This is a genomic window from Mesorhizobium sp. CU3 (genome assembly GCF_006442965.1).
In the GTDB taxonomy this organism is placed as follows: Bacteria; Pseudomonadota; Alphaproteobacteria; order Rhizobiales; family Rhizobiaceae; genus Mesorhizobium.
This window is the reverse complement of sequence record NZ_VFWX01000016.1, coordinates 76,176-95,458: the sequence shown is the minus strand read 5'-3', so window position 1 is coordinate 95,458 and position 19,283 is coordinate 76,176. Positions and strand designations below refer to the sequence as shown.

The following is a 19,283-nucleotide window of genomic DNA, read 5'->3' as shown; positions in this document are numbered from 1 at the left end:
GATGGCCGACGTCCTCTTCTACCATCTGACCGAATCGACTCTCGAGGAGGCGCTGCCCGGCCTGCTCGAGCGCAGCGTCGACCGCGGCTGGCGCGCGGTCGTCCAGACCGGCACCGAGGAGCGGCGCGACGCGCTCGACCAGCATCTGTGGATTTTCCGCGACGATTCCTTTCTCGCCCATGCCACCGACCGCGAGGCCTATCCGTCCGAGCAGCCGATCCTGCTCACGACAGGCGAGGGCAACGCCAACGCCGCGCAGATCCGCTTCCTGGTCGACGGCGCGACACCGCCGGAGCTTTCCGGCTACGAGCGCGCCGTCTTCCTGTTCGACGGCCATGACGCCGCCCAGTTGGAAGGCGCGCGCACGCATTGGAAGACGCTCAAGGCCGCTGGCCACGTCGTCACCTACTGGCAGCAGACCCCCGACCGCCGCTGGGAGCGTAAGGCTTAAGCGCAGTCGGCGGGATGTTTGATTAAGCTTGGGTCCCTAGTGAGCTTTCAACTGCTGAAGCAGGGCCCGATTGGCCTGCAGCAGATCGAGATAGCGCTGCTTTTCTTCAGGCGTGGCATTGCAAAAGAACCGCAACAACTCGTTGGCGCGATCCTCGAACGCGCGGAATGCTGGCAACTCTTTCGTTCCGGCGCTGGCCAAGCGGCTGAGCGTGAACCGATCCTTGAAGTTCGACCCATCTTGCGAACTGGCCACCGTGACTCGGTCTACTTGCCCGCCGATGTAGGACGTCGATACGCGCGACTCGCTGCCATTGGGTTTTTCATCGATGGTCTTGAGAACCCCATTGCCATCGGGGTTCGGGCACTCGACGGATACCCTTAGAAAATCGCTCGCGGCGAAGCTACAAGAACACATGGCGAGCAGCAAAACCAATGCGAGACCGATCGAGTGTTTCACTGGGGTTTTCGATCCTCCGTGACCACAACCTCTTAGCACCGATCTATGAAATACGTGACCAGTGTCTCGAAACCGATCGTTGGCCGGAACCAGCGAGGTCATGCGCCCGAATATTCTCCGCTTAACCCTTTGCCAGCGCTGACAATTGTTCCAGGCTGATCTTGTGGACAAGCGGGTCGGCATGCCGGTGCGCCAGCAGCCATTCGCCGTTTTCACGGCGGAAAACCAGCGTCACCCTGAGCGGCCATTCCTGGTCCTGGCCGCCGACCTTGCCATGCCCCCATTCGATTACGGCGAGCACCGCCATGTCGCCCGATGCGTAGGTTTGCACCAGCTCCATTTTCACCCCGCCGTCCTGGAAGTAGCTGGCGAGTTCAGCCAAATGCTCGGGGCTTCTGTCGAACCCTCTCGAGAATGGACCGCCGAAGGGCTGCATCAGGGTGAAGTCGGGCGCGATCTCGATCAGGTCGAGATAGGCTTTCATGTCGCCGCGCATGAAGGCCGAGCTGGCGGCTTCCGCCCGTGCCAGAAGCTCCTTCAGGGCGGCGCCGTCGATGGCCGCCTGTGGCGCGGCTTCGCTCGTGGCAGCCTGCATCGCAGGCGCCAGGGCGAGCGGCGCCGCTAGCGCCAGCCGCCTGGAAACAACCTTGCTGCGGGCTTTGCGCTCAAGCGGCGCGCCGGCCCTACGGGTCGTATGGATGGATTTAGACATCAGAATCTCCTCGAAAATCGGAAACGAAGCCGGACGACTTTCGCCATCCGATCGATGCGGGAGGGGATCTCACTTCAGCTGAGATGAATCCAGTGATATGATTTCAGCAATATGCTGCACCAAATTGATCTATCACGCATCGACCTCAACCTGCTGGTCCTGTTCGAGACCGTCATGGAAGAACGCCATGTCGGCCGCTCGGCGTCGCGGCTGAACTTGTCGCCATCGGCGGTCAGCCACGGCCTTGGCCGGCTGCGCGGCTTGCTTGGCGATCCGCTGTTCTTGCGTACGCCGAGGGGCGTCGTGCCGACCGACCGCGCGCTGGAACTGGCGGCCCCTGTCGCCGAAATCCTGGCGCGGGTGAGGAGCGTCGTCGCCAGCGCCGAGCCCTTCGATCCCGCCCGCACCAAACGTCGCTTCGTCATCGGCGCTCCCGACGGCGCGTCGGCGGTGTTCCTGCCGCCGCTGCTCGAAGTCCTGCATCGAAGCGCGCCGGGCATCGACATCGGCATTCGCCAGTTGCTGCCCAGGCAGAACGAGACGTCGCCTCTGCCCGCTTGGGGCGATGTGATCGCCGAACTTGAGGCAAGGCTTATGGATGTCGCGGTCATCCCGATCGACAATGCGCCCGAGCGCTTACTTCGGCGTCCGCTCTATGAAGAGGATTTCGTCGTCGCCATGCGGGCGGGACACCGGTTCGCGCGGGACACCGGCATCGAGGCGTACTGTGCCATGGAGCATCTTGTGGTGTCGCAGACCGCCGACGCGCAGGGATTCGTCGATATCGCGCTTGCCGCGCATGGCCTGTCGCGGCGCATCGCGCTCACCGTACCCAATTTCATGTTCGCGCTCGCGGTGCTGGCCGAGACGGACTTTGTCTCGGCGCTGCCGCGCCGCTTCGTTGCCACGCATGCGCCCCGCTTCGGCGTCATCGCCGTCGATGCCCCGCTGGTGCTGCCGCGTTTCCAGATCAGTGCCGTGGTGCCGAAGGTCGCGATGATGGATGCAGGCATTGCCTGGCTGGTCGGTCAGCTGGAGCAGGCGGCGCGCGAAACGCAATTACGCGGGGCAGACTAGAGCGTTTCACCGTTTCATGGAAACGGCGAACCGCTCTATCTATTTGTTTTTACGCAATTCCGGACGGAAAACCGCTCACACTTTTCCTGGAATTGCTCTAGCCACCCGGGCAGCGCTGTTGCCAGGCGCCTGCTCAATCGAGAGCTTAACGATCAGCGATCGCTGATCGTCACCTTGTTGATTTTCGTGCCTTGCGGGAGGTCCTTCACTTGCTGATGAATCTGGCCGGCAATATTGACCTTCACCACGAAGAACGTTTTCTCCATTTGCTCAACATTCATTTCGCCACCGAGCACTGGTGGCTGTTCGAAGTCGTAACACTCTCCAGAACCTAGGACCAAACCCTTCTTTCGTGCCGCTACAACCAGCCCGGCGAGCAAGAGATCGTCTTGACGGTCAGTATCGTTCAACTGCGTCGTGAACTCCGTCCAACTACTCGACACCTGCGTTAAACGACCCTCGATCATATCCAGAAGCCTAACGGATCCATCAGAGGCTCGAAAGAAAATGTCGCCAAACGCAGAAGCCGCCGCGGGCTCTAAACCTTCCAGCCCGATCCACTTCCAACTCTCTAGCGCTTGCGTGAGATCTCCATTGGAAGGTTCGATGAAGAAGGACTGAAGGTCACGAGGCCAAATGGCCTTAAGTGCGCTCGATGCGTTGGCTTGCCCCGCGGTTTTCTGATTGGCGCCGACTGCGCCAAACATCGAAGAAATAAAGCGAGAAAAAGGATTGGTCATAAGTCACCCCCTCCGAGCTGTATACTTTGAGCCGATTCCACCTGCAATCGAAGTGCATCGCAGAGCCTGATGCATTCGTGCTGGTTTTGATGGTGGCCGTCGCTACCGACCATATTTTGCGCTAGATAGAGCCAAGCTCACGCGGCGGGGAGAGGATGCGCATCAAGATCGTCGGAACCGGCAGGGCGGTGCCGGCTGAGCGGGTGACGACGCGGGCGCTGGAGGAAAGACTGGGCCTCGGCGAAGGCGCGCTCGAAACCGCCACCGGCGTCGTCGAGCGCTATGTCTGCACGGGCGAATCGCAGATCGACCTTGCCTGCAGCGCGGCGCGGCTGGCGCTTGAGAATGCCGGGCTTGAAGCCAACGCGCTGGATCTGATCATCGGCGGCTGCGGCGTGCCTTACCAGCCGCTACCGGCGACCGCGCCGCTGGTCATGCAGCGTCTCGGCCTTGCCGATGGTTCAGCCGCCGCTTTCGACGTCAACAGCACCTGCCTCGGCTTCCTCACCGCCTTCGAAACCGCCGGCCGCATGCTAGAGGCCGGGCAGTGCGAGACGGCATTGGTGTTCTCGTCGGAAGTGGCCTCGCGCGCCTTGCCTTGGCAGGATGCGCCGGAGATCGCCGCGCTGTTCGGCGACGGCGCCGCGGCTGCCGTGCTGCGCCGGGCCAACCCAGGCGAGGGCAAGGTGGCCGCAAGCCTGATGCGGACTTACCCTTCCGCTTGGGAAGCCTGCGGCATCGGCTCGGGCGGCACGCGCTTCGATTTCCGCAACGAGCCGCGGGCCTTCGCCGCGCACAGCCTGTTCCACATGGACGGCAAGGAACTGTTCCGGCTGACCTCGCGCCACTTCAACGCCTTCGTCGGAGACTTGCTGGAGCGCGCCGGTTGGAGGCACGAAGACGTCGATCTCGTCGTGCCGCACCAGGCAAGCCCCTTCGCGCTGGCGCATATGGCGCGCCAGACCGGTTTTCCGCCGCAAAAGCTGGTCGACATCTCGGCCCGCTTCGGCAACCAGATCGCCGCCTCCATGCCCTTCGCGCTTGACGTCGCGCGTCGTGAAGGCCGCGTGGCGACGGGTGCAAAGCTGCTGTTCCTCGGCACGTCGGCCGGCGTCTCCTTCGGCGGCATGGCGCTGGAAGCCTGACGATGGTCGTGCTCGTCACCGGCGCCAGCGGTTTTTTGGGTTCGAATGTGCTCGAGTGGCTGGCGGTGATGGGGATGCCGGCAATCGGCATCGGCCGCGACGCCGAACGCTGCCGCGCCATGGAGCGAGCCGGCCATGCGATGATCCGGCGCGATTTGTCATTGCCGCTTGACGAGAAGATCGACACGCGCCTCGGCAGGGTGGATCAGATCATCCACTGCGCCGCGCTTTCTTCGCCATTCGGGCGACTAGCGGACTTCGTGGCGGCGAATGTTGCGGCAACGCAAAATCTCGTCGACTTCGCCAAGCGGCGGGGCGTCAGCCGCTTCGTCCACATTTCCAGCCCGACCGTCTGCTTTGCATTTCGCGACCAGATCGGGCTCACCGAGGACGCGCCCTTGCCGGAACCCGTCAACCACTATGCCCGCACCAAGCGCGCGGCGGAAAAGATCGTGCTGCGGGCGCCCAAAATTCATCCGGTCGTGCTGCGGCCGCGCGGCATCTACGGCGCCGGCGACCGCACACTGCTGCCGCGCCTGGTCAAGGCTGCGCAAAGCCGGCCGCTGCCGCTGTTTCGCGGTGGCCGGGCGGCCATCGATCTCACCCATGTCGACGATGTCGTCGATGCGGTGATCGCTGCCCTTGCCGCGCCTGCGCAGGCTGAAGAACAAATCTTCAATGTGTCGGGCGGCGAAGTGCTGCCGGTGCGCCGCATCGCCGACGAGGCTTGCGCCCGCGCCGGTCTCAAGCCGCGCTGGCGGCCGATGCCGTTGCTGCCGGCGATGCTGGCGGCGGGTGTGATGGAGAGGGCGGCCCTCGCTCTGCCCGGCCGGCCCGAGCCGCCGGTCACCCGCTATGGGCTCGGCCTTTTCGCCTATGCCCAGAGCCTCGACCTCTCCAAGGCAAAACGCATGCTCGGCTGGGCGCCGAAAATAGCGTTCGAACAAGGGCTCGATCGTACTTTTGCTGCAAGGGCGCCGGCATGAGGATCGTCTTCGCCAACAGCGCCTGGGTGAGCGCCGCCGAGCGTCTGATCCTGCGCGGCGGCAGCTGGCAGAGTGTCAGGTTGCGCGTCCGTTATGGACTGATCTTTCATCCCGTCGCCGGTCCGGTGCTCGTCGACACCGGCTATACGCCGGAAGCGCTGACGAGTGAGCGGCGCGGCCGCGCCCTGCGCCTCTACGGCGCGTTGCTGAAGCCCGAGCTCAACGCCGCCGAACAGGTCCTGCCGGTGTTGGGGCGCTTCGGCCTGTCGCCGGACGACATCCGCACCGTCATCGTCACCCATTTCCATGCCGACCACATTTCCGGCCTGTCGCTGTTCCGCAACGCCCGCTTCATCGCCAGCGATGCCGCCTGGGTGCGCGCCAAGGCGCGCAAGCCGCGCCAGAATCTGCGCCACGGCGTCTTCACCGAACTCTTTCCCACCGACTTCGAGGCGCGGCTCGATGGCATATCCGCGAAGCCGCGCATCGAGCCGCGCGGCGATATCCCGGGCGGCGCCGATCTGTTCGGCGACGGCAGCATGATCGCGGTCGATTTGCCCGGACATGCCGACGGCCAGTTCGGCCTGCTGTTCGCCGGCCTTGAGCGCCCGCTGCTTTATGCCGTCGACGCGCAATGGCTGCTCAAAGCCTTGACCGAAAACCGCACGCCCGGTTTTCCGGCAACGCTGATCGCCGAGGATGCAGCCGCCATCGAACCGATCAGTGCCATGCTGCGCCGCTTTCTTGGCACGGGCGGCGAAGTAATGCTCTGTCACGACCCCGCGCCGACATCCCACGACCTTGCGGAGGCCGGATGAACGGCCTAGCGGAAGCGGTCGGCGCCTTTGCCTTGACACGCTGGGTGTCGCGCAAGAGCCGCGAAGACTTCGAGCGCTGGCAGGCAGCCGCCCTGCGCCGCTTCCTCGACCGCGACCTGCCGCGCGCGCCCTTTTACGGTAAGGCGCCGGCGCGCCTCACCGGTCTGCCTGTCACCGACAAGGCGCTGCTGATGGCGCGCTTCGCGGATTTCAACATCCATGGCCTCACCGCGACCGAGGCCTGGGAGGCTCAAGCCAGCAACGGCCGCGTCGGCGCGCTGACGGTAGGCGCTAGCACGGGCACGTCGGGCAATCGCGGCCTGTTCGTGATTTCTGAAGCCGAGAAATACCGCTGGCTGGGCACGATCCTGGCCAAGGCGGCCCCCGATCTTCTGTGGCACGGCATGCGCGTCGCCGTCATCCTGCCGCAGAACACGGGGCTGTACGATAGCGCCCGCAAATCGCGGCTGGTCAAGCTCGCTTTCTTCGATCTGGCGCGCGGCCCGGAAAGCTGGCGCGGCGCGCTCGAAACCTTCGATCCGACGGTGATCATCGCACCGCCGAAGATCCTGCGGCACCTTGTTGCCGAGCGCTTCCGTCTGCAGCCGAAGCGCATCTTCTCCGCCGCCGAAACGCTCGATCCGGTCGACCGCCCCGTCATCGAAAATTTCTTCCGGCTGCCACTCGACCAGATCTACATGGCGACCGAGGGTCTGTTCGCCGTGACCTGCCGGCAGGGCGGCGTGCATCTGGCCGAGGACTCCGTCTTCTTCGAATTCGAAGCGGCCGGCGAGGGGCTGGTGACGCCTTTGGTCACCGCCTTCCGCCGTCAGACCCAGATCATGGCGCGCTACCGCATGAACGACCTGCTGCGACTGTCGGATCGGTCCTGCCGCTGCGGCTCGCCGTTGCGCTGCGTCGACGAAATCGTCGGCCGCATGGATGATATCTTTCGCCTTCAATCGGCTTATGGGCCGATCCTGGTCACGCCGGATGTGTTGCGCAACGCCGTGCTGAAGGCCGACCGCCGCATCGACGATTTCCGCCTCGTCCAGGCCTCGTTGGACGTGATCGAGCTGAAGCTTCCACCGACCCTCGCCGACGAAGCGGTTACAGCCGTCTATCAAGCGGTGAATGCGCTGTTGGAAACGCGAAAGGCGAAAGCCACAATCGCATTGATCCGCACGCCGATGCCGCTGGAGACCGGCCGCAAATTGCGACGCGTCGAATGCCGGCTGGAGACGACGCCATGAGCGGCTCCGCAGCCATAGTGAACCGACCTGCGCAGCAGGTCGACCGCGTCGAGAACAAGCCGGCCAAAGTCGAGGTATTTGCAAGCCTTTTCAACGCGATACCGGTCGGTGAGCTCATTGCTAATCTAACGACAAGGGTCGAGACTTTCGAGGTCGCCGGTCGCGCCTTTCCGCTGACGCTGAACGACGCCTCCGACGCGCCGAACTGCTACATCTGCTGCCCGTCCAGCGCCTATATCGACTATGCCATCGACGAGACGCGCAACTTCGCCGCCCATCCGTTGCTGCGGGGCGCGCTCAAGGCGCTGATCAGCGCCTGCGCGCCACTGGTCAGGGCAAGCGGCCTCGGCCATCAGGCGCAGGTCAACAACTGGCTCTTTTCGACCAATCCGGTGCCGCTGCTCGACCGGTCGACCGTTGCGGCGCTGCGGGCCAAACTCGTCGCGCGATTCCCCGACCGCGCCATCGTCATCCGCTCGCTAAACGAGATCGCCGATCCGGCGACAATTGCCGCGTTGAAGGCCGAGGGCTTCCGCATGCTGGCGGCGCGGCAGATCTACATCTTTGTTGACCGCAGCTCGGCACCCGCCATGACAAAAAACCTGAAACGCGACCGCAAGCAGCTCGGCACCACGCCTTTCGAGCGGGTCGGCGACGCCGATTTCTCCGAGGCCGACTATGCGCGCGCCGAGCAGCTCTACAACATGCTCTATCTTGAGAAATACACCCCGCTCAATCCGCACTACACCGCCCGCTATATCGCCGAGATGCACCGTCGCGGCATCATCAGCCTGGCCGGCCTGCGCCGCCCGGGCGGCGAGCTCGTTGCCGTCACCGGCCTGTTCGAGAATGGCGGTACGCTCACCCAGCCGATCGTCGGCTACGACACCAGCCTGCCGCTCGGGGAGGGACTCTACCGCATGGTGATGGCGATCGGGCAGGATCATGCGACGGCGCGCGGCCTGTTCTTCAACATGAGCGCCGGGGCGGCTGGCTTCAAGCGCCTGCGCGGCGCCGTCGCAGCGATCGAATATATCGCCGTCTATGCCGGCCATCTTCCGCTGCGCCGGCGTATCGCGATCCGCATCATGGAGAGCGTGCTGGCGCTGGTCGGCATTCCGTTGCTGAAAAGGTTCGAATTGTGAGCGAGCGCCGCGACAGGAACGATTTCTGGCAGGCCGTTGCGCTGTCGGCCGATATCGGCAAGCGGCCGAAGCGCATCCTGTTCGACGGCGAGCCGGTGGTGCTGTTCCGCTCGGCGCACGGCGTTGCGGCGCTGTTCGATCGCTGCCCGCATCGGCTGGTGGAACTGTCGACCGGCAAGGTGGTCGGCGGCGAGATCGAATGCCCTTACCATGGCTGGCGCTATGATGGCGAAGGCCGCTGCACCGCCATCCCAGGCCATGTCGGCTCCATGCCGCACTATCGCGTCCGCCGCTATGCCGCGATCGAACGCGACGGCGTCGTCTTCGTCTCTTCCGGAACGCCCCAAAGCGAACCCTATCTGCATTGCATGCAGGGCAAGGACATCATCGTGCGGCGCGTGCGCTCATCGACGCGGTCGACGGTCATCGATGCCGCGGAAAACATCCTCGACGCCACCCACACCCATTTCACCCACAAGGGCCTGCTGCGCGGCCTGACCGCGAAACGCCATCTGGTGCGTGTCGAGGTGAGCGGCGGCGAAGGCTGGGTCGAGGCCTGCTACACCGGTGAGGACCACCAGCAGGGCCTGATCAGCCGTCTGCTGGAAGGCGAACGCACGCGGACTATCGGCCGCTTCCGCCATCCCGGCATCGCCGAGCTCGAATATTGGAGCAGGGACGGTCTGGTCTTGGCCACGACCTTCCACCTGCGCCAAGCCGATGCTAGCACTGTCGAGGGCGTCGGCTGGCTGATCGGCCGCCGCCACGGCTTGCTCGGCGAGCTCAAGGCGCTGGCCTTCAAGCCGCTGTTCAACATCGCGCTCGAGCAAGACCGCCGCGTGCTGAAATCGGCGAGCGACAACGCCCGCTTCGCGCCCGCGGCACTGCCGGTGATCGGCCCGCTCGACTTCCTGCGCCGCGACATCGCGGCGATCATGGAAGGGAAAATGCCGACGGCGGCAGCGGAGGCGAGGGTGCACCAGATCGAGCTGTGAATTATAGTTCACACGCCTTGATTTGAATGCATCTGTGAATTATAGTTCACAGATGATAGAGGTTCGGCAGTCCGACGAATTCAGGAGATACCTGCGGAATCTCAAGGATATCCGCGCAGCCAGAAAGATTGCTGAGCGGCTCGTCCGGGTTGGAGCCGGTCTGCTGGGGGACGCCAAGTTCTTTGAAGGCATCGGCGAACTGCGGATCGATTATGGGCCGGGCTATCGCGTCTACTTCGTACGACGCGGCAATACGCTCATCATCCTGCTTTGCGGAGGAGACAAATCCTCCCAGGACAGGGACATCAGAAAAGCCAAACAGATGGCTAAAGAGGTTTGATATGGTCCTCAAAACTACACCATTTGACGCCGCTGAATATTTCAACGACGCAGAGTCCCAAGCCGAACTCCTTGCTGACGCATTTGAGACGGGCGACGCAACCTATATCGCACATGCGCTTGGTGTTGTCGCACGTGCGCGCGGTATGACGGCTGTAGCCAAGGATGCCGGTGTTACGCGCGAGGCGCTCTACAAGGCATTGAGTGAGAAAGGCGATCCTCGCCTCAGTACTTTATTGGGTGTCACGAAGGCATTGGGTCTACAGCTTTACACTAGGCCAGCCGGCCCCGATTCCCTCGGCACATGAGAGATTGGGAAGCTTTGGTCAGGCATGCTCGTCTGGCCCGTTCCACTCAATGTCCCGCGTCGATGCCGCCTGCAGGCTGATCCGCTCGCGAAAGGCCACGCTGGCAATCTCAGCCAGCGCTCGCCATTGCGCTTTCACCGGCGCGGGATCGCCCGGCCAATCCAGGAGTTCCTGGCCTTCGCCCATCGCCTTTCGAAAGCCGCCAAACCTTCCTGAACGCAAAGCCGCCGGCAAACCATAGACCCACATCGCAAGCCGCACGGTCTGCGGCGCGGTGACCTCCGGCCTGACCTCCGCGCCATCGCCAAGCACCGCATCGGCAAACCGCGCCGGATCGCGGAAGAAATGCAGGCCGCTGACGGCGCGCGGATTGCATTCGAGCGGCAGCACGCGGCCATCCGGCTCACGCATCAGGTCGAAGGAGATTTGGCCTGACCACGCCGTGCCGGCGACGATGCGCTCGACCAATGTCCGTGCCGCCTGATCCTCGATCCGCTCGAAGAAGATGCCCGCGCCCCTGCCGGCGCGGTAGAGCGAGCGGTAGAGCGCCAGCGCCTTGAGGCGGCCGTCGCGCGCCACCGCATAGGCGCTGATCTCCTCGCCTTCGACGAAACGCTGCGCCACCCAGGGCATGGCGGGCGAAGGGACGATCGCGTCGAGCGTTTCCGGCGCCGGCTTGAGCAGCACATGGCTGGCGAAGCGCGACCATGCCGGCTTGAACACCAGCTCGCGCGATCGGCCGCGCACCGCTTCGAGATCGCCGCGTGAGGCAAGCAGCGTCGTTTCCGGCACCTCCACGCCGAGCCGTTCGGCAAGTCGGATGAAGCTGTGCTTGTTGTGGACCTCGGCCAGAAGCTCGATGCCGGGAGCGAACAATCGCGCCGTCATCTCCCGTCCGCCCCAGGCGAGCGCGAGATAAAAAACTTCCTCGCAGGTCGGGATGACCAGCTCGATGCCTTCCGCGAGGATCAGCGCCTCGACCGCCTCGGCATAGGGTTGGCGTTCGAAGCGCGGCGGCGGCAGCCGATGATAGCGCGCGCAGGCCTTGCTGGCGGCGGCGATCGGCCGCGATGGCGTGTCCGCCAGGATCACACGGGCACCGGCGCCGCGCAGCAGCCGCGCAAGATGCAGCGCCACCGGCGCGCGCGCCCCTGTTATGAGGATGGTTCTAACAGCCCCCGGCATCGGTCATTCGCGATCGTTCCCTTGCGAAGACCGTTGCGCGAAATCAATGCGATTGGCAACGCGGCGCGGTCGCCGCGATCACTTCCGCCGCGCCTTCGGCTTTTCGACAGGCGCGGGCTTGCCCGGCAGGCGCCACCCGTCGCCCTCGCCATGCGCCGGCTGCGGCCGTGCCACATAGGCGAGCGCGCCATTGGCCTCGAGATAGATGCGCGACAGCATCTCGGCCAGAACGCCGGACGTCACAGCTTGCAGCCCGGCGATCACCAGGAAGAAGCCGGTGATCAGCATCGGCCTGGTGCCGATGTCCTGACCCCAGAACACCTTGATCGAAAACAGATAGGCCAGGATCAGCGAGCCGAGCAGGCCGAGCACGATGCCGATGCCGCCGAAGAAATGCCCCGGCCTTGTGCGGTAGCGCATGAAGAAGAACATGAAGACGAGGTCGAGCACGACGCGGAAGGTGCGCGAGATACCGTATTTCGACTGGCCGTAGATGCGCGCGTGATGCGTCACCACCTCCTCGGCGATGCGGCGCGGCGTCGTCACCGTCGCGAGCCACGCCGGAATGAAGCGGTGCATCTCGCCGTAGAGCCTGACGCTGCGGATGACGCTGCCGCGGAACACTTTCAAGCTGCAGCCATAATCGTTGAGCTTCACCCCGGTGACGCGCGCGATCAGCCGGTTGGCGATGCGCGACGGCAGGCGACGCATCCAGAACCCCTCCTGGCGGTTCTTGCGCCAGCCGGCGACGAGGTCGAGATCCTCGGTCAAAAGGCGATAGACCATGCGCGGAATGTCGAACGGGTCGTTCTGCAAATCGCCGTCGAGCGTCGCGATGACATCGCCGCGCGCGGCATCCAGCCCGGCCTGCATGGCGGCGGTCTGCTTGTAGTTGCGCACCAGTTCCACGCCATGCACATGTGGGCCGTAGACCGCGGCCAACCTGCGGATCTCCGCCGGCGTCGCGTCGGTGCTGCCGTCGTCGACCAGCACCACTTCCCAGGGCTGGCTGTAATTCTCCATCGCCTGGTGGATGCGCGCGAGCAGCGGCTCGACATTGTCGGCCTCGTTGTACATCGGGATGACGATGGAGAGCCTGTGCTCGGGCATGACGGCGCCCTCGGGCAATCCCGATTGCGGGATGGGAAGCACGTTCATCGCGGTCATTTCCTTGCCGGTCCCGCCGCCGGCGTCTCCGGCAGCGTCGATTTGGAGGGGAACAGCCAGGCGATCGCCCCGGTGGCGACGGCCGAGCAAAAGATGAAGAGATGCAGCGCCAGGGCGGCCTGCAGGCCTTGCTTGATGGCGATGCCGGAATAGAGCAGGGCGGCCGCGGCGCCCGCTTCATAGGTGCCGAAACCGGCTACGCCTTGCACGGGAAGGATCGCCGCGGCTTCCGCGCCGACGGCGCCCGGGAAGGCGGTCTGGAACGAAGTGTTGAGCAGCATGCCGAGCAGCCAGCCCTGCACGGCAAGCTTCAGCGCCCAATTGGCCACCGTCCACCACCAGCCGTAGCGCGAGCGCCCGGTCGCCTCGGTAAAGATGTCGCGCAGCTTGCCGAGCTTCGAGACGATCCTGCCGCGCCCGGTCCAGTCGTGCGGCGCGCGCGCCCAGCGCGGCAGGTACCAGGCGGCGGCGATCAGCACCGCTATGCCGGCGGCCCTCAGCGCCGGGTGCAGGCCGGGCCACACCAGGCAGGCGAGCACGCCGACGACGAAGGCGTCCTGCAGCCGGAACCACAAAAGCGAGGCGCTGGCGCGCACGATCGAAATGCCGAACACCTGTCGCAGCAAGATCGGGAAGGCCGTCTCGCCGCCGCGGAACGGCACGACATTGATCATGGCGTTGTGGATGAGGATGACGCGCAGCACGGCGCCGAAGCGGCCGTTGACGTCGTCGCGGAACTCGTCCAGGACGCGCAATGCACGCAGCACATAGGTGACGAACAGCGCCGCCGTCACCGCCGCGAAGGCGCCGGGCGTAATGCTGGCGAAGGCATCGCCGACCATCTTCCAGCGCGAGTCGCTGACCAGCCATGCCAGCAGCGCCAGAGTGACGATTATCGATATCGCTCGCTTCAACCAGGTCTCCAAAGGCTTCGCCCGTCTGGCGAAGGCTGTTCCTATAGAGCAGCGGCCCCGGCGAATCCACCGGCTTGGTTGATGCGTCGACCGGCAGGAGAAATCTCAATGGCTGGATGGGCGGACCGGTAGCCCGCCCATCCTTGAGCCTTGCGACTCACTGTCCGCCCATTTCCTTCTTGAACGTGTCGAAGTCGACCTGCATGCCGTTGAAGATGGTGCTCCAATGCCTTGTCAGCGCGGCCATGGCGACCGCTTCCTGGATCTCCTCGTCGGTGGCGCCGGCGCGTTTGGCGTTCTCGGTGTCCGACCAGATGCAGTAGCTGCAAGGGATCTGCGCCGCGACCGCCAGCGAGATCAGCGACTTGACCTTCGGCGGCAACGCCGTCTTGTCGCTGAGCTCGATGGCCTTGACCTCGGCCCAGGCGCCGGGCAGACCGGCCTTCGGGAATTGCTTCACGAAACTGGGCACGCCGCCCATGGTCGCTTGGATGTCCTTGACGGCCGCGTCATAGTCGTCGGCCCTGGCGGTCGTGGCCAAAGTCGTGGCGAGCATGCCGGCGGCGGCGAGCAGCGAGGCGGAACGGAAGCAGGAATGCACGATATGGATTGCGCGAATGACTGACATGATGTTCTCCTCTGGTTTTTATTGGCCTTACGATGTAAGGTATGCGAGAAAATGAACCTTACAGTGTAAGTTGTCAAGCGGCGCCATGGATTCATCGATCAAAAAAAAGCGAACTCGCGGAAAACTGTCCCGCGAACTCATCGAAGACGCCGCCTTCGAGGTTATCGAGCGGGAAGGGCTGTCCGGCTTTTCGATGCGCAAGCTCGCCGCCGCGCTCGGCTGCGAGGCGATGAGCATCTACCATCACTTCCCCTCGCAGGCGCATCTCTACGAGGCGCTGGTCGACCGGCAGATGAGCGGGCTGGTCATTCCCGACGACAGCCTGCCCTGGCGCGAGCGGGCACGCATCGGCATGCAGGAGTTCCGTCGCGTCGCGACCGAGCATCCGGCGTTCGCGCCGTTCATCGTCGTCTACCGCATGAACTCGCCGCCCTGCCTTGCCAAGCTCAACGCCATCATCGGCCTGTTCGAGGATGGTGGCTTCGGGCCAGAGCTCAGCGCCCGCCTGTTCCGCGCCGCCGGCTATTACCTGATGGGCGCGATCCTCGACGAGACGGCCGGTTACGCCAAGGGGCCTTCGGCGGTCACCACCGTCAGCGACGAGGAACTGGCGCGCGACTATCCGAGCGTCGTGAAAGCCGGCGCCTATTTCGGGGCCGGCGGCTTCGACAAGACTTTCGAGCTTGGCCTGGAAATGTTTCTGGACGAGATGGAGCGGGTCCGCGAAGCTGCCCGAAACGAAACCGCGAAAAGATAGCGGCAGTCCCGCCCCGAAAACCAAGGCATTGAATGCGCTTCCTCTCCCTTCTGCTCCTCATCGCCGGCGCCGCCATCGGCATCTTCTATCCCTGGGCGATGAGCAACTTCTCCGGCCATGCCATCGGCACGTACCGCGTCTATGAGGGCGGCCGCTTCAAGCCGGTGACGGTGCAGCTTGCCGCCGGCGATGCGCCGCTGCGCGTGCTGGTCGATCTCACCGCGCGCGCCGAGCGCATCGCCGGGCAGCAACGCACGCTTTTGACGCTGACCGCCGCCAGCGGCGGCCGGACAGTGCTGGCGTCGACGCTCTCCTTCAACCACACCGACAATCCGCGCGAGGTCAGCCCGCAACTACCCGACAAGATTTTTCGCGACGAGGCCGGCGTGATCGAAACCGTCACGCCAGGGCCTTATGTCTTCACCGTCGGCCCGGGCGACGCCGACGGCATCGACATGCGCGCGGTCGATCTCATCCTGCGCGCCGGCACCGGTTCGATCGACGAGCGCGCGCAGCCGGCGGGCTATACGCTGATGGGCATCGGCCTTAGCGGGCTGGTGCTGACGCTGGTTTTCGGTCGCGGCGACAAGCCCCCGCAGAATCCCAATTCGCAGCCGCCACCGCCGCGCTGGGGCCGCAATGGGTCGGCGAGGTAAATATGAACTACCGTCACGCCTATCACGCCGGCAATTTCGCCGATGTCGTCAAGCATGCCGTGCTCACTCGCCTGGTCGAATATCTGAAGCAGAAGGATAAGGCGTTTCGCGTTATCGACACCCATGCCGGCATCGGCCGCTACGATCTGGCCTCGGTCGAGGCCGGCAAGACAGGCGAATGGCAAAGCGGCATCGGCCGGGTGTTCGAGGCGGCGCTCGAGCCGAAAGCGGCGGCGCTGCTTACGCCCTATCTGGAAGCGGTGCGGGCGCAGAACCCCGATGGTGAGCTGCGGCGCTATCCCGGCTCGCCTGTGCTCGTGCGCCATCTGTTGCGCAAGCAGGACCGGCTGACTGCGGTCGAATTGCATCCCGAGGACGCCGAACGGCTGAAGTCGGTTTTTGCCGCCGATTTCCAGACAAGGGTGATCGAACTCGACGGTTGGCTGGCGCTCGGCGCGCAAGTGCCGCCGAAGGAAAAGCGCGGCCTCGTGCTGATCGATCCGCCTTTCGAGGAGCAGGGCGAATTCTCTCGCCTCGTCGAAGGCCTGCAAAAGGCGCACCGGCGCTGGCCGGGCGGGCTCTATGCGCTCTGGTACCCGATCAAGGACCGCAAGGCGGTCAACGCCTTCCGCACGGCGTTGAAAGAAGCGGGCATCCCGAAGATCCTCGACATTGCCTTCGACGTCCGCCCGGTCTCCAACGAGCCAAGCCTGGACGGCAGCGGCCTTGTGGTGGTCAATCCGCCCTACACGCTGGAGGGCGAGTTGCGAACGCTGCTGCCGGCGCTACATAAGCTGCTGGCGGTCGCCCAGCCGTCGCGCTGGACGCTGGAGTGGCTTGCGGGGGAGTGAGAGCAATGAAAGCGCGCATCGCTGTTTTGACGCTCGGCGTCGACGATCTGGAGGCGTCGCTCAAATTCTATCGTGACGGGCTCGGCCTGCCCACCGAAGGCATCATCGGCCGCGAATTCGAGCATGGCGCTGTCGCCTTCTTCGACCTCGCCGGCGGATTGAAGTTCGCCATTTTCGAACGTGCCAGCATCGCCCATGACGCCGGTGTGCCGCAAAGCGGGCGCAGCCCGACCGAGTTTACCATCGGCCACAATGTTGGTAGCGAAAGCGAGGTCGATGCGGTGATGGCGCAGGCGATCGAAGCCGGCGCCAGGCTGGTCAAGCCGGCGCAGAAAACCTTCTGGGGCGGCTATGCCGGCTATTTCCAGGATCCCGACGATCATCTTTGGGAAGTCGTCTACAACCCCGCTTTCGTCCCTGAGGATTGAGCGCCGAGCCTTCTCGGCAGCGTATTCGTTTTTGCAGGCATCGAGCTGGCGAGGGTGACATAGAAGGACGCCTCCCATGCGGGTAAGGACGGCCGCGGGAAACAGGCATATGCTATCCTCTCGGGCCGGTTACGGGGAGGGGAGAGCGACATGCTGGAAACGGACAAGATCTTTGCTGGCTCGGTGCCGGAAAACTACGACCGTTACATGGTGCCGTTGATCTTCGAGCCCTATGCCGCGGATCTTGCCAGACGGGCGGCGTCCTTTTCGCCTGGCGCCGTCCTGGAGACCGCCGCTGGTACCGGGGTCGTCACCCGCGCCTTGGCGCCAAAGCTGTCTCCCGACGCAAGCTATGTTGTGACCGACCTCAACCAGCCGATGCTCGACCACGCCGCGTCGCGGCAAGGTGCCGACGCCCGCATCCAATGGCGTCAGGCGGATGCCCTGGCGCTGCCGTTCGATGATGCAGCCTTCGACGTCGTCTGCTGTCAGTTCGGCGCGATGTTCTTCCCCAGCCGCGTGTCCGCCTATCGAGAAGCCAGGCGTGTGCTCAAGCCCGGCGGGCGTTTCCTGTTCAACGTGTGGGACCGCATCGAGGAGAATGTGTTCGCCGATGACGTGACCAATGCGCTCGCCAGCATTTTTCCCGGCGATCCACCCCGCTTTCTGGCGCGTACGCCGCACGGCTACCACGACACGGCGCTGATCCGTGGCGAGCTGCAGGATGCAGGCTTTTCCGATACGGCTATCGAGACAAGAGCCGAGCAGAGCAGGGCGGCCTCGCCACGCATCCCCGCCGTCGCCTATTGTCAGGGAACGCTGCTGCGCAACGAAATCGAGGCAAGGGACGCCGTAAAGCTACGGGCAGCCACCGACTACGCCGAAGCCGCGATCGCGGACAGGCACGGCAGCGGCGCGGTCGCGGCCAAAATCCAGGCGCATGTGATTGTCGCCGTGGCCTGATGTGGGGTGCTCTCTCTTTAGCCGGGTCGCCGAGGAACGAAGTTTTGCGGAAACCATTGTTTTCGCAACCGCTTGACCGTTGCCGAGCGAATCCGCACAGTGCGCGCATCACCTTCGGGAGGCTGTCATGACTCGCTTCGCCCATTCCGCTCTTGCCGCGCTGGTTGCGCTCTCCACACCCTTTGCCGCTCCTCTGGGCTTCACCCAGGCGGCGCAGGCCGCCGACCTCGGCACCTATTCCGGGGACGATGGCAGCGTCTGTGGCGAAAGCTGGGTGCTGAGCAGGATCACGCACCGCTTCTCTTACCAGGTGCATCACGTGCCCCATCTGCCGAATGTCGCGATTACCGATTTCCGCAACATCCGCCAGCATCGCTATGAGGCGGCCAGCGACGAATGGCCGATCGGCCGCCACTATTGCCGCGCCACCGTCAACCTGTCGGACGGCCGCGACCGCTCGATCTTCTACCTGATCGAGGAAGGCCAGGGCTTTGCCTCGATCGGCGACAATGTCGAGTTCTGCGTCTCGGGCTTCGACCGCTGGCTGGTGTATAACGGCCGCTGCCGCGTCTTGCGCTGAAGCATCTGACGGTCCGGGATAATGCGCCGCGGCTGGAATGTCCGCGGCGTTTCTGTTTGCGCGGCGCCGGCGCCGCCATGAGATTGTGAAACGGGAAGCTTCATGGATCTTTCCACCCTGCTCGCCTTCGCGGCTGCCTTCTTCGTTTTTGCCGCCAGCCCCGGCCCGGACAATATGACGATCATCGCCCGCACCATCTCCAATGGCGCCGCATCGGGCATCGCCTATGGCGCCGGAACGGTGGTGGGCATCCTCGTCTTCCTGACGCTGGCCGCTTTCGGTCTGTCGATCATCGCCGCCAAGATGGCTGTCGTCATGACCGTGCTTCGCTATGGCGGTGCTGCCTATCTGATATGGATGGGCGTCAGGCTCTGGACTGCGGCACCCGTGGTGCCGGAGCTGCAACCCGTCTCCGGCCGGCGCGGATTGCTGATGGTCTTTGCCACCGGCATTGCCCTCAATCTCGGCAATCCGAAGATGCCGCTTTTCTACGTGGCGCTGCTGCCGAACGTGGTCGGCGCATCGCTCACGCCAGGCCATCTCGGCATGCTCATGGCGGTGATCCTGGCGGTCGAGGTCGTGGTCATCGGTGGCCATGTTCTGCTTGCCGGCCGCGCCCGCAGGCTGTTGCGTACGCCGAAGATCGTTCGCCGCGTCAACCGCGTGGCGGGCGGCGTGATGATCGGCGCCGGCGTGGCCGTGGTCGCCACGCGCTGAGATCCGGCA

Annotated in this window: 24 protein-coding genes; 17 read left to right on the top strand and 7 right to left on the bottom strand. The window is 64.4% G+C overall.

Annotated elements, in window-relative coordinates:
* The first annotated feature begins 1 nt into the window (after position 1).
* Positions 2-451, top strand: coding sequence for a DNA polymerase III subunit chi (locus tag FJ988_RS23035; RefSeq protein WP_140820637.1), 450 nt, complete (start codon positions 2-4; stop codon positions 449-451).
* Between the two features lie 36 nt (positions 452-487).
* Here FJ988_RS23035 and FJ988_RS23030 read toward each other — a convergent pair whose 3' ends face one another.
* Both FJ988_RS23030 and FJ988_RS23025 read right to left on the bottom strand, forming a co-directional pair.
* Positions 488-910 (bottom strand): hypothetical protein, encoded by a 423-nt coding sequence (locus tag FJ988_RS23030; protein WP_140820636.1) that lies wholly within the window; start codon positions 908-910, stop codon positions 488-490.
* Between the two features lie 121 nt (positions 911-1,031).
* Positions 1,032-1,622 carry a DUF4440 domain-containing protein gene (locus FJ988_RS23025; protein WP_246688644.1) on the bottom strand — a complete coding sequence of 197 codons (591 nt, stop codon included), beginning with the start codon at positions 1,620-1,622 and terminating at the stop codon, positions 1,032-1,034.
* A 111-nt stretch (positions 1,623-1,733) separates the two neighbouring features.
* Here FJ988_RS23025 and FJ988_RS23020 point away from each other — a divergent pair, with 111 nt between their 5' ends.
* Positions 1,734-2,699: a LysR family transcriptional regulator gene (locus FJ988_RS23020; protein WP_140820635.1), complete on the top strand. Its 966-nt coding sequence runs from the start codon at positions 1,734-1,736 to the stop codon at positions 2,697-2,699.
* Between the two features lie 152 nt (positions 2,700-2,851).
* Here the strand turns inward: FJ988_RS23020 and FJ988_RS23015 are convergent, their stop codons facing one another.
* Positions 2,852-3,439, bottom strand: a complete 588-nt coding sequence (locus FJ988_RS23015) for a T6SS immunity protein Tdi1 domain-containing protein (protein ID WP_140820634.1) — start codon at positions 3,437-3,439, stop codon at positions 2,852-2,854.
* A gap of 155 nt (positions 3,440-3,594) precedes the next feature.
* On the opposite strand from FJ988_RS23015, the gene FJ988_RS23010 reads away from it, so the two are divergent.
* The 8 genes from FJ988_RS23010 to FJ988_RS22975 are packed head-to-tail and all read left to right on the top strand — an operon-like array spanning position 3,595 to position 10,428.
* Positions 3,595-4,584: a 3-oxoacyl-ACP synthase III family protein gene (locus tag FJ988_RS23010; protein WP_140820633.1), complete on the top strand. Its 990-nt coding sequence runs from the start codon at positions 3,595-3,597 to the stop codon at positions 4,582-4,584.
* 2 nt (positions 4,585-4,586) lie between these two features.
* The gene (locus tag FJ988_RS23005) at positions 4,587-5,570 is read left to right on the top strand and encodes an NAD(P)-dependent oxidoreductase (RefSeq protein WP_140820632.1); all 984 of its coding nucleotides are present in this window, start codon (positions 4,587-4,589) and stop codon (positions 5,568-5,570) included.
* Positions 5,567-6,388, top strand: a complete 822-nt coding sequence (locus FJ988_RS23000; protein WP_140820631.1) for an MBL fold metallo-hydrolase — start codon at positions 5,567-5,569, stop codon at positions 6,386-6,388. Before FJ988_RS23005 ends, FJ988_RS23000 begins: the two co-directional genes overlap by 4 nt.
* The gene (locus tag FJ988_RS22995) at positions 6,385-7,641 is read left to right on the top strand and encodes a F390 synthetase-related protein (RefSeq protein ID WP_140820630.1); all 1,257 of its coding nucleotides are present in this window, start codon (positions 6,385-6,387) and stop codon (positions 7,639-7,641) included. Before FJ988_RS23000 ends, FJ988_RS22995 begins: the two co-directional genes overlap by 4 nt.
* Positions 7,638-8,786 (top strand): GNAT family N-acetyltransferase, encoded by a 1,149-nt coding sequence (locus tag FJ988_RS22990; protein WP_140820629.1) that lies wholly within the window; start codon positions 7,638-7,640, stop codon positions 8,784-8,786. The genes FJ988_RS22995 and FJ988_RS22990 overlap by 4 nt, the downstream gene beginning before the upstream one ends.
* Positions 8,783-9,781: a Rieske 2Fe-2S domain-containing protein gene (locus tag FJ988_RS22985; protein WP_140820628.1), complete on the top strand. Its 999-nt coding sequence runs from the start codon at positions 8,783-8,785 to the stop codon at positions 9,779-9,781. Before FJ988_RS22990 ends, FJ988_RS22985 begins: the two co-directional genes overlap by 4 nt.
* Positions 9,782-9,833: 52 nt before the next feature.
* Positions 9,834-10,121, top strand: a complete 288-nt coding sequence (locus tag FJ988_RS22980) for a type II toxin-antitoxin system RelE/ParE family toxin (protein WP_140820695.1) — start codon at positions 9,834-9,836, stop codon at positions 10,119-10,121.
* 1 nt (position 10,122) lies between these two features.
* On the top strand, positions 10,123-10,428 hold the full coding sequence (locus tag FJ988_RS22975) for an addiction module antidote protein (RefSeq protein WP_140820627.1): 306 nt from the start codon (positions 10,123-10,125) through the stop codon (positions 10,426-10,428).
* Positions 10,429-10,446: 18 nt separating this feature from the next.
* Here the strand turns inward: FJ988_RS22975 and FJ988_RS22970 are convergent, their stop codons facing one another.
* The 4 genes from FJ988_RS22970 to FJ988_RS22955 form a co-directional block, all read right to left on the bottom strand.
* Positions 10,447-11,613 (bottom strand): ATP-grasp domain-containing protein, encoded by a 1,167-nt coding sequence (locus FJ988_RS22970; RefSeq protein ID WP_140820626.1) that lies wholly within the window; start codon positions 11,611-11,613, stop codon positions 10,447-10,449.
* 78 nt (positions 11,614-11,691) lie between these two features.
* Entirely contained in the window at positions 11,692-12,771 is a 1,080-nt protein-coding gene (locus FJ988_RS22965; protein WP_140820625.1) for a glycosyltransferase family 2 protein, read from the bottom strand.
* Positions 12,772-12,776: 5 nt separating this feature from the next.
* Positions 12,777-13,694, bottom strand: coding sequence for a lysylphosphatidylglycerol synthase domain-containing protein (locus FJ988_RS22960; protein WP_140820624.1), 918 nt, complete (start codon positions 13,692-13,694; stop codon positions 12,777-12,779).
* A 157-nt stretch (positions 13,695-13,851) separates the two neighbouring features.
* Positions 13,852-14,322 (bottom strand): carboxymuconolactone decarboxylase family protein, encoded by a 471-nt coding sequence (locus FJ988_RS22955; protein WP_140820623.1) that lies wholly within the window; start codon positions 14,320-14,322, stop codon positions 13,852-13,854.
* A gap of 85 nt (positions 14,323-14,407) precedes the next feature.
* Here FJ988_RS22955 and FJ988_RS22950 point away from each other — a divergent pair, with 85 nt between their 5' ends.
* From FJ988_RS22950 to FJ988_RS22920, 7 genes are all read left to right on the top strand, one after another.
* Positions 14,408-15,079, top strand: a complete 672-nt coding sequence (locus FJ988_RS22950) for a TetR/AcrR family transcriptional regulator (protein WP_140820622.1) — start codon at positions 14,408-14,410, stop codon at positions 15,077-15,079.
* A gap of 32 nt (positions 15,080-15,111) precedes the next feature.
* Positions 15,112-15,735, top strand: a complete 624-nt coding sequence (locus FJ988_RS22945; protein ID WP_140820621.1) for a hypothetical protein — start codon at positions 15,112-15,114, stop codon at positions 15,733-15,735.
* Positions 15,736-15,737: 2 nt separating this feature from the next.
* Positions 15,738-16,586 carry a 23S rRNA (adenine(2030)-N(6))-methyltransferase RlmJ gene (locus tag FJ988_RS22940; RefSeq protein ID WP_140820620.1) on the top strand — a complete coding sequence of 283 codons (849 nt, stop codon included), beginning with the start codon at positions 15,738-15,740 and terminating at the stop codon, positions 16,584-16,586.
* Between the two features lie 5 nt (positions 16,587-16,591).
* Entirely contained in the window at positions 16,592-17,014 is a 423-nt protein-coding gene (locus FJ988_RS22935) for a VOC family protein (RefSeq protein WP_140820619.1), read from the top strand.
* 150 nt (positions 17,015-17,164) lie between these two features.
* On the top strand, positions 17,165-17,977 hold the full coding sequence (locus tag FJ988_RS22930; protein WP_140820618.1) for a class I SAM-dependent methyltransferase: 813 nt from the start codon (positions 17,165-17,167) through the stop codon (positions 17,975-17,977).
* Between the two features lie 127 nt (positions 17,978-18,104).
* Positions 18,105-18,557: a hypothetical protein gene (locus tag FJ988_RS22925; RefSeq protein ID WP_140820617.1), complete on the top strand. Its 453-nt coding sequence runs from the start codon at positions 18,105-18,107 to the stop codon at positions 18,555-18,557.
* 102 nt (positions 18,558-18,659) lie between these two features.
* Positions 18,660-19,274 carry a LysE family translocator gene (locus tag FJ988_RS22920; protein ID WP_140820616.1) on the top strand — a complete coding sequence of 205 codons (615 nt, stop codon included), beginning with the start codon at positions 18,660-18,662 and terminating at the stop codon, positions 19,272-19,274.
* Positions 19,275-19,283 lie beyond the last annotated feature (9 nt).

Coding starts and splice junctions, on each gene's coding strand:
- FJ988_RS23035 (WP_140820637.1), top strand. CDS start 2: ATGGCCGACGTCCTCTTCTACCATCTGACCGAATCGACTCTCGAGGAG.
- FJ988_RS23025 (WP_246688644.1), bottom strand. CDS start 1,622: ATGTCTAAATCCATCCATACGACCCGTAGGGCCGGCGCGCCGCTTGAG.
- FJ988_RS23020 (WP_140820635.1), top strand. CDS start 1,734: ATGCTGCACCAAATTGATCTATCACGCATCGACCTCAACCTGCTGGTC.
- FJ988_RS23015 (WP_140820634.1), bottom strand. CDS start 3,439: ATGACCAATCCTTTTTCTCGCTTTATTTCTTCGATGTTTGGCGCAGTC.
- FJ988_RS23010 (WP_140820633.1), top strand. CDS start 3,595: ATGCGCATCAAGATCGTCGGAACCGGCAGGGCGGTGCCGGCTGAGCGG.
- FJ988_RS23005 (WP_140820632.1), top strand. CDS start 4,587: ATGGTCGTGCTCGTCACCGGCGCCAGCGGTTTTTTGGGTTCGAATGTG.
- FJ988_RS23000 (WP_140820631.1), top strand. CDS start 5,567: ATGAGGATCGTCTTCGCCAACAGCGCCTGGGTGAGCGCCGCCGAGCGT.
- FJ988_RS22995 (WP_140820630.1), top strand. CDS start 6,385: ATGAACGGCCTAGCGGAAGCGGTCGGCGCCTTTGCCTTGACACGCTGG.
- FJ988_RS22990 (WP_140820629.1), top strand. CDS start 7,638: ATGAGCGGCTCCGCAGCCATAGTGAACCGACCTGCGCAGCAGGTCGAC.
- FJ988_RS22980 (WP_140820695.1), top strand. CDS start 9,834: ATGATAGAGGTTCGGCAGTCCGACGAATTCAGGAGATACCTGCGGAAT.
- FJ988_RS22975 (WP_140820627.1), top strand. CDS start 10,123: ATGGTCCTCAAAACTACACCATTTGACGCCGCTGAATATTTCAACGAC.
- FJ988_RS22970 (WP_140820626.1), bottom strand. CDS start 11,613: ATGCCGGGGGCTGTTAGAACCATCCTCATAACAGGGGCGCGCGCGCCG.
- FJ988_RS22965 (WP_140820625.1), bottom strand. CDS start 12,771: ATGAACGTGCTTCCCATCCCGCAATCGGGATTGCCCGAGGGCGCCGTC.
- FJ988_RS22955 (WP_140820623.1), bottom strand. CDS start 14,322: ATGTCAGTCATTCGCGCAATCCATATCGTGCATTCCTGCTTCCGTTCC.
- FJ988_RS22950 (WP_140820622.1), top strand. CDS start 14,408: ATGGATTCATCGATCAAAAAAAAGCGAACTCGCGGAAAACTGTCCCGC.
- FJ988_RS22945 (WP_140820621.1), top strand. CDS start 15,112: ATGCGCTTCCTCTCCCTTCTGCTCCTCATCGCCGGCGCCGCCATCGGC.
- FJ988_RS22940 (WP_140820620.1), top strand. CDS start 15,738: ATGAACTACCGTCACGCCTATCACGCCGGCAATTTCGCCGATGTCGTC.
- FJ988_RS22935 (WP_140820619.1), top strand. CDS start 16,592: ATGAAAGCGCGCATCGCTGTTTTGACGCTCGGCGTCGACGATCTGGAG.
- FJ988_RS22930 (WP_140820618.1), top strand. CDS start 17,165: ATGCTGGAAACGGACAAGATCTTTGCTGGCTCGGTGCCGGAAAACTAC.
- FJ988_RS22925 (WP_140820617.1), top strand. CDS start 18,105: ATGACTCGCTTCGCCCATTCCGCTCTTGCCGCGCTGGTTGCGCTCTCC.
- FJ988_RS22920 (WP_140820616.1), top strand. CDS start 18,660: ATGGATCTTTCCACCCTGCTCGCCTTCGCGGCTGCCTTCTTCGTTTTT.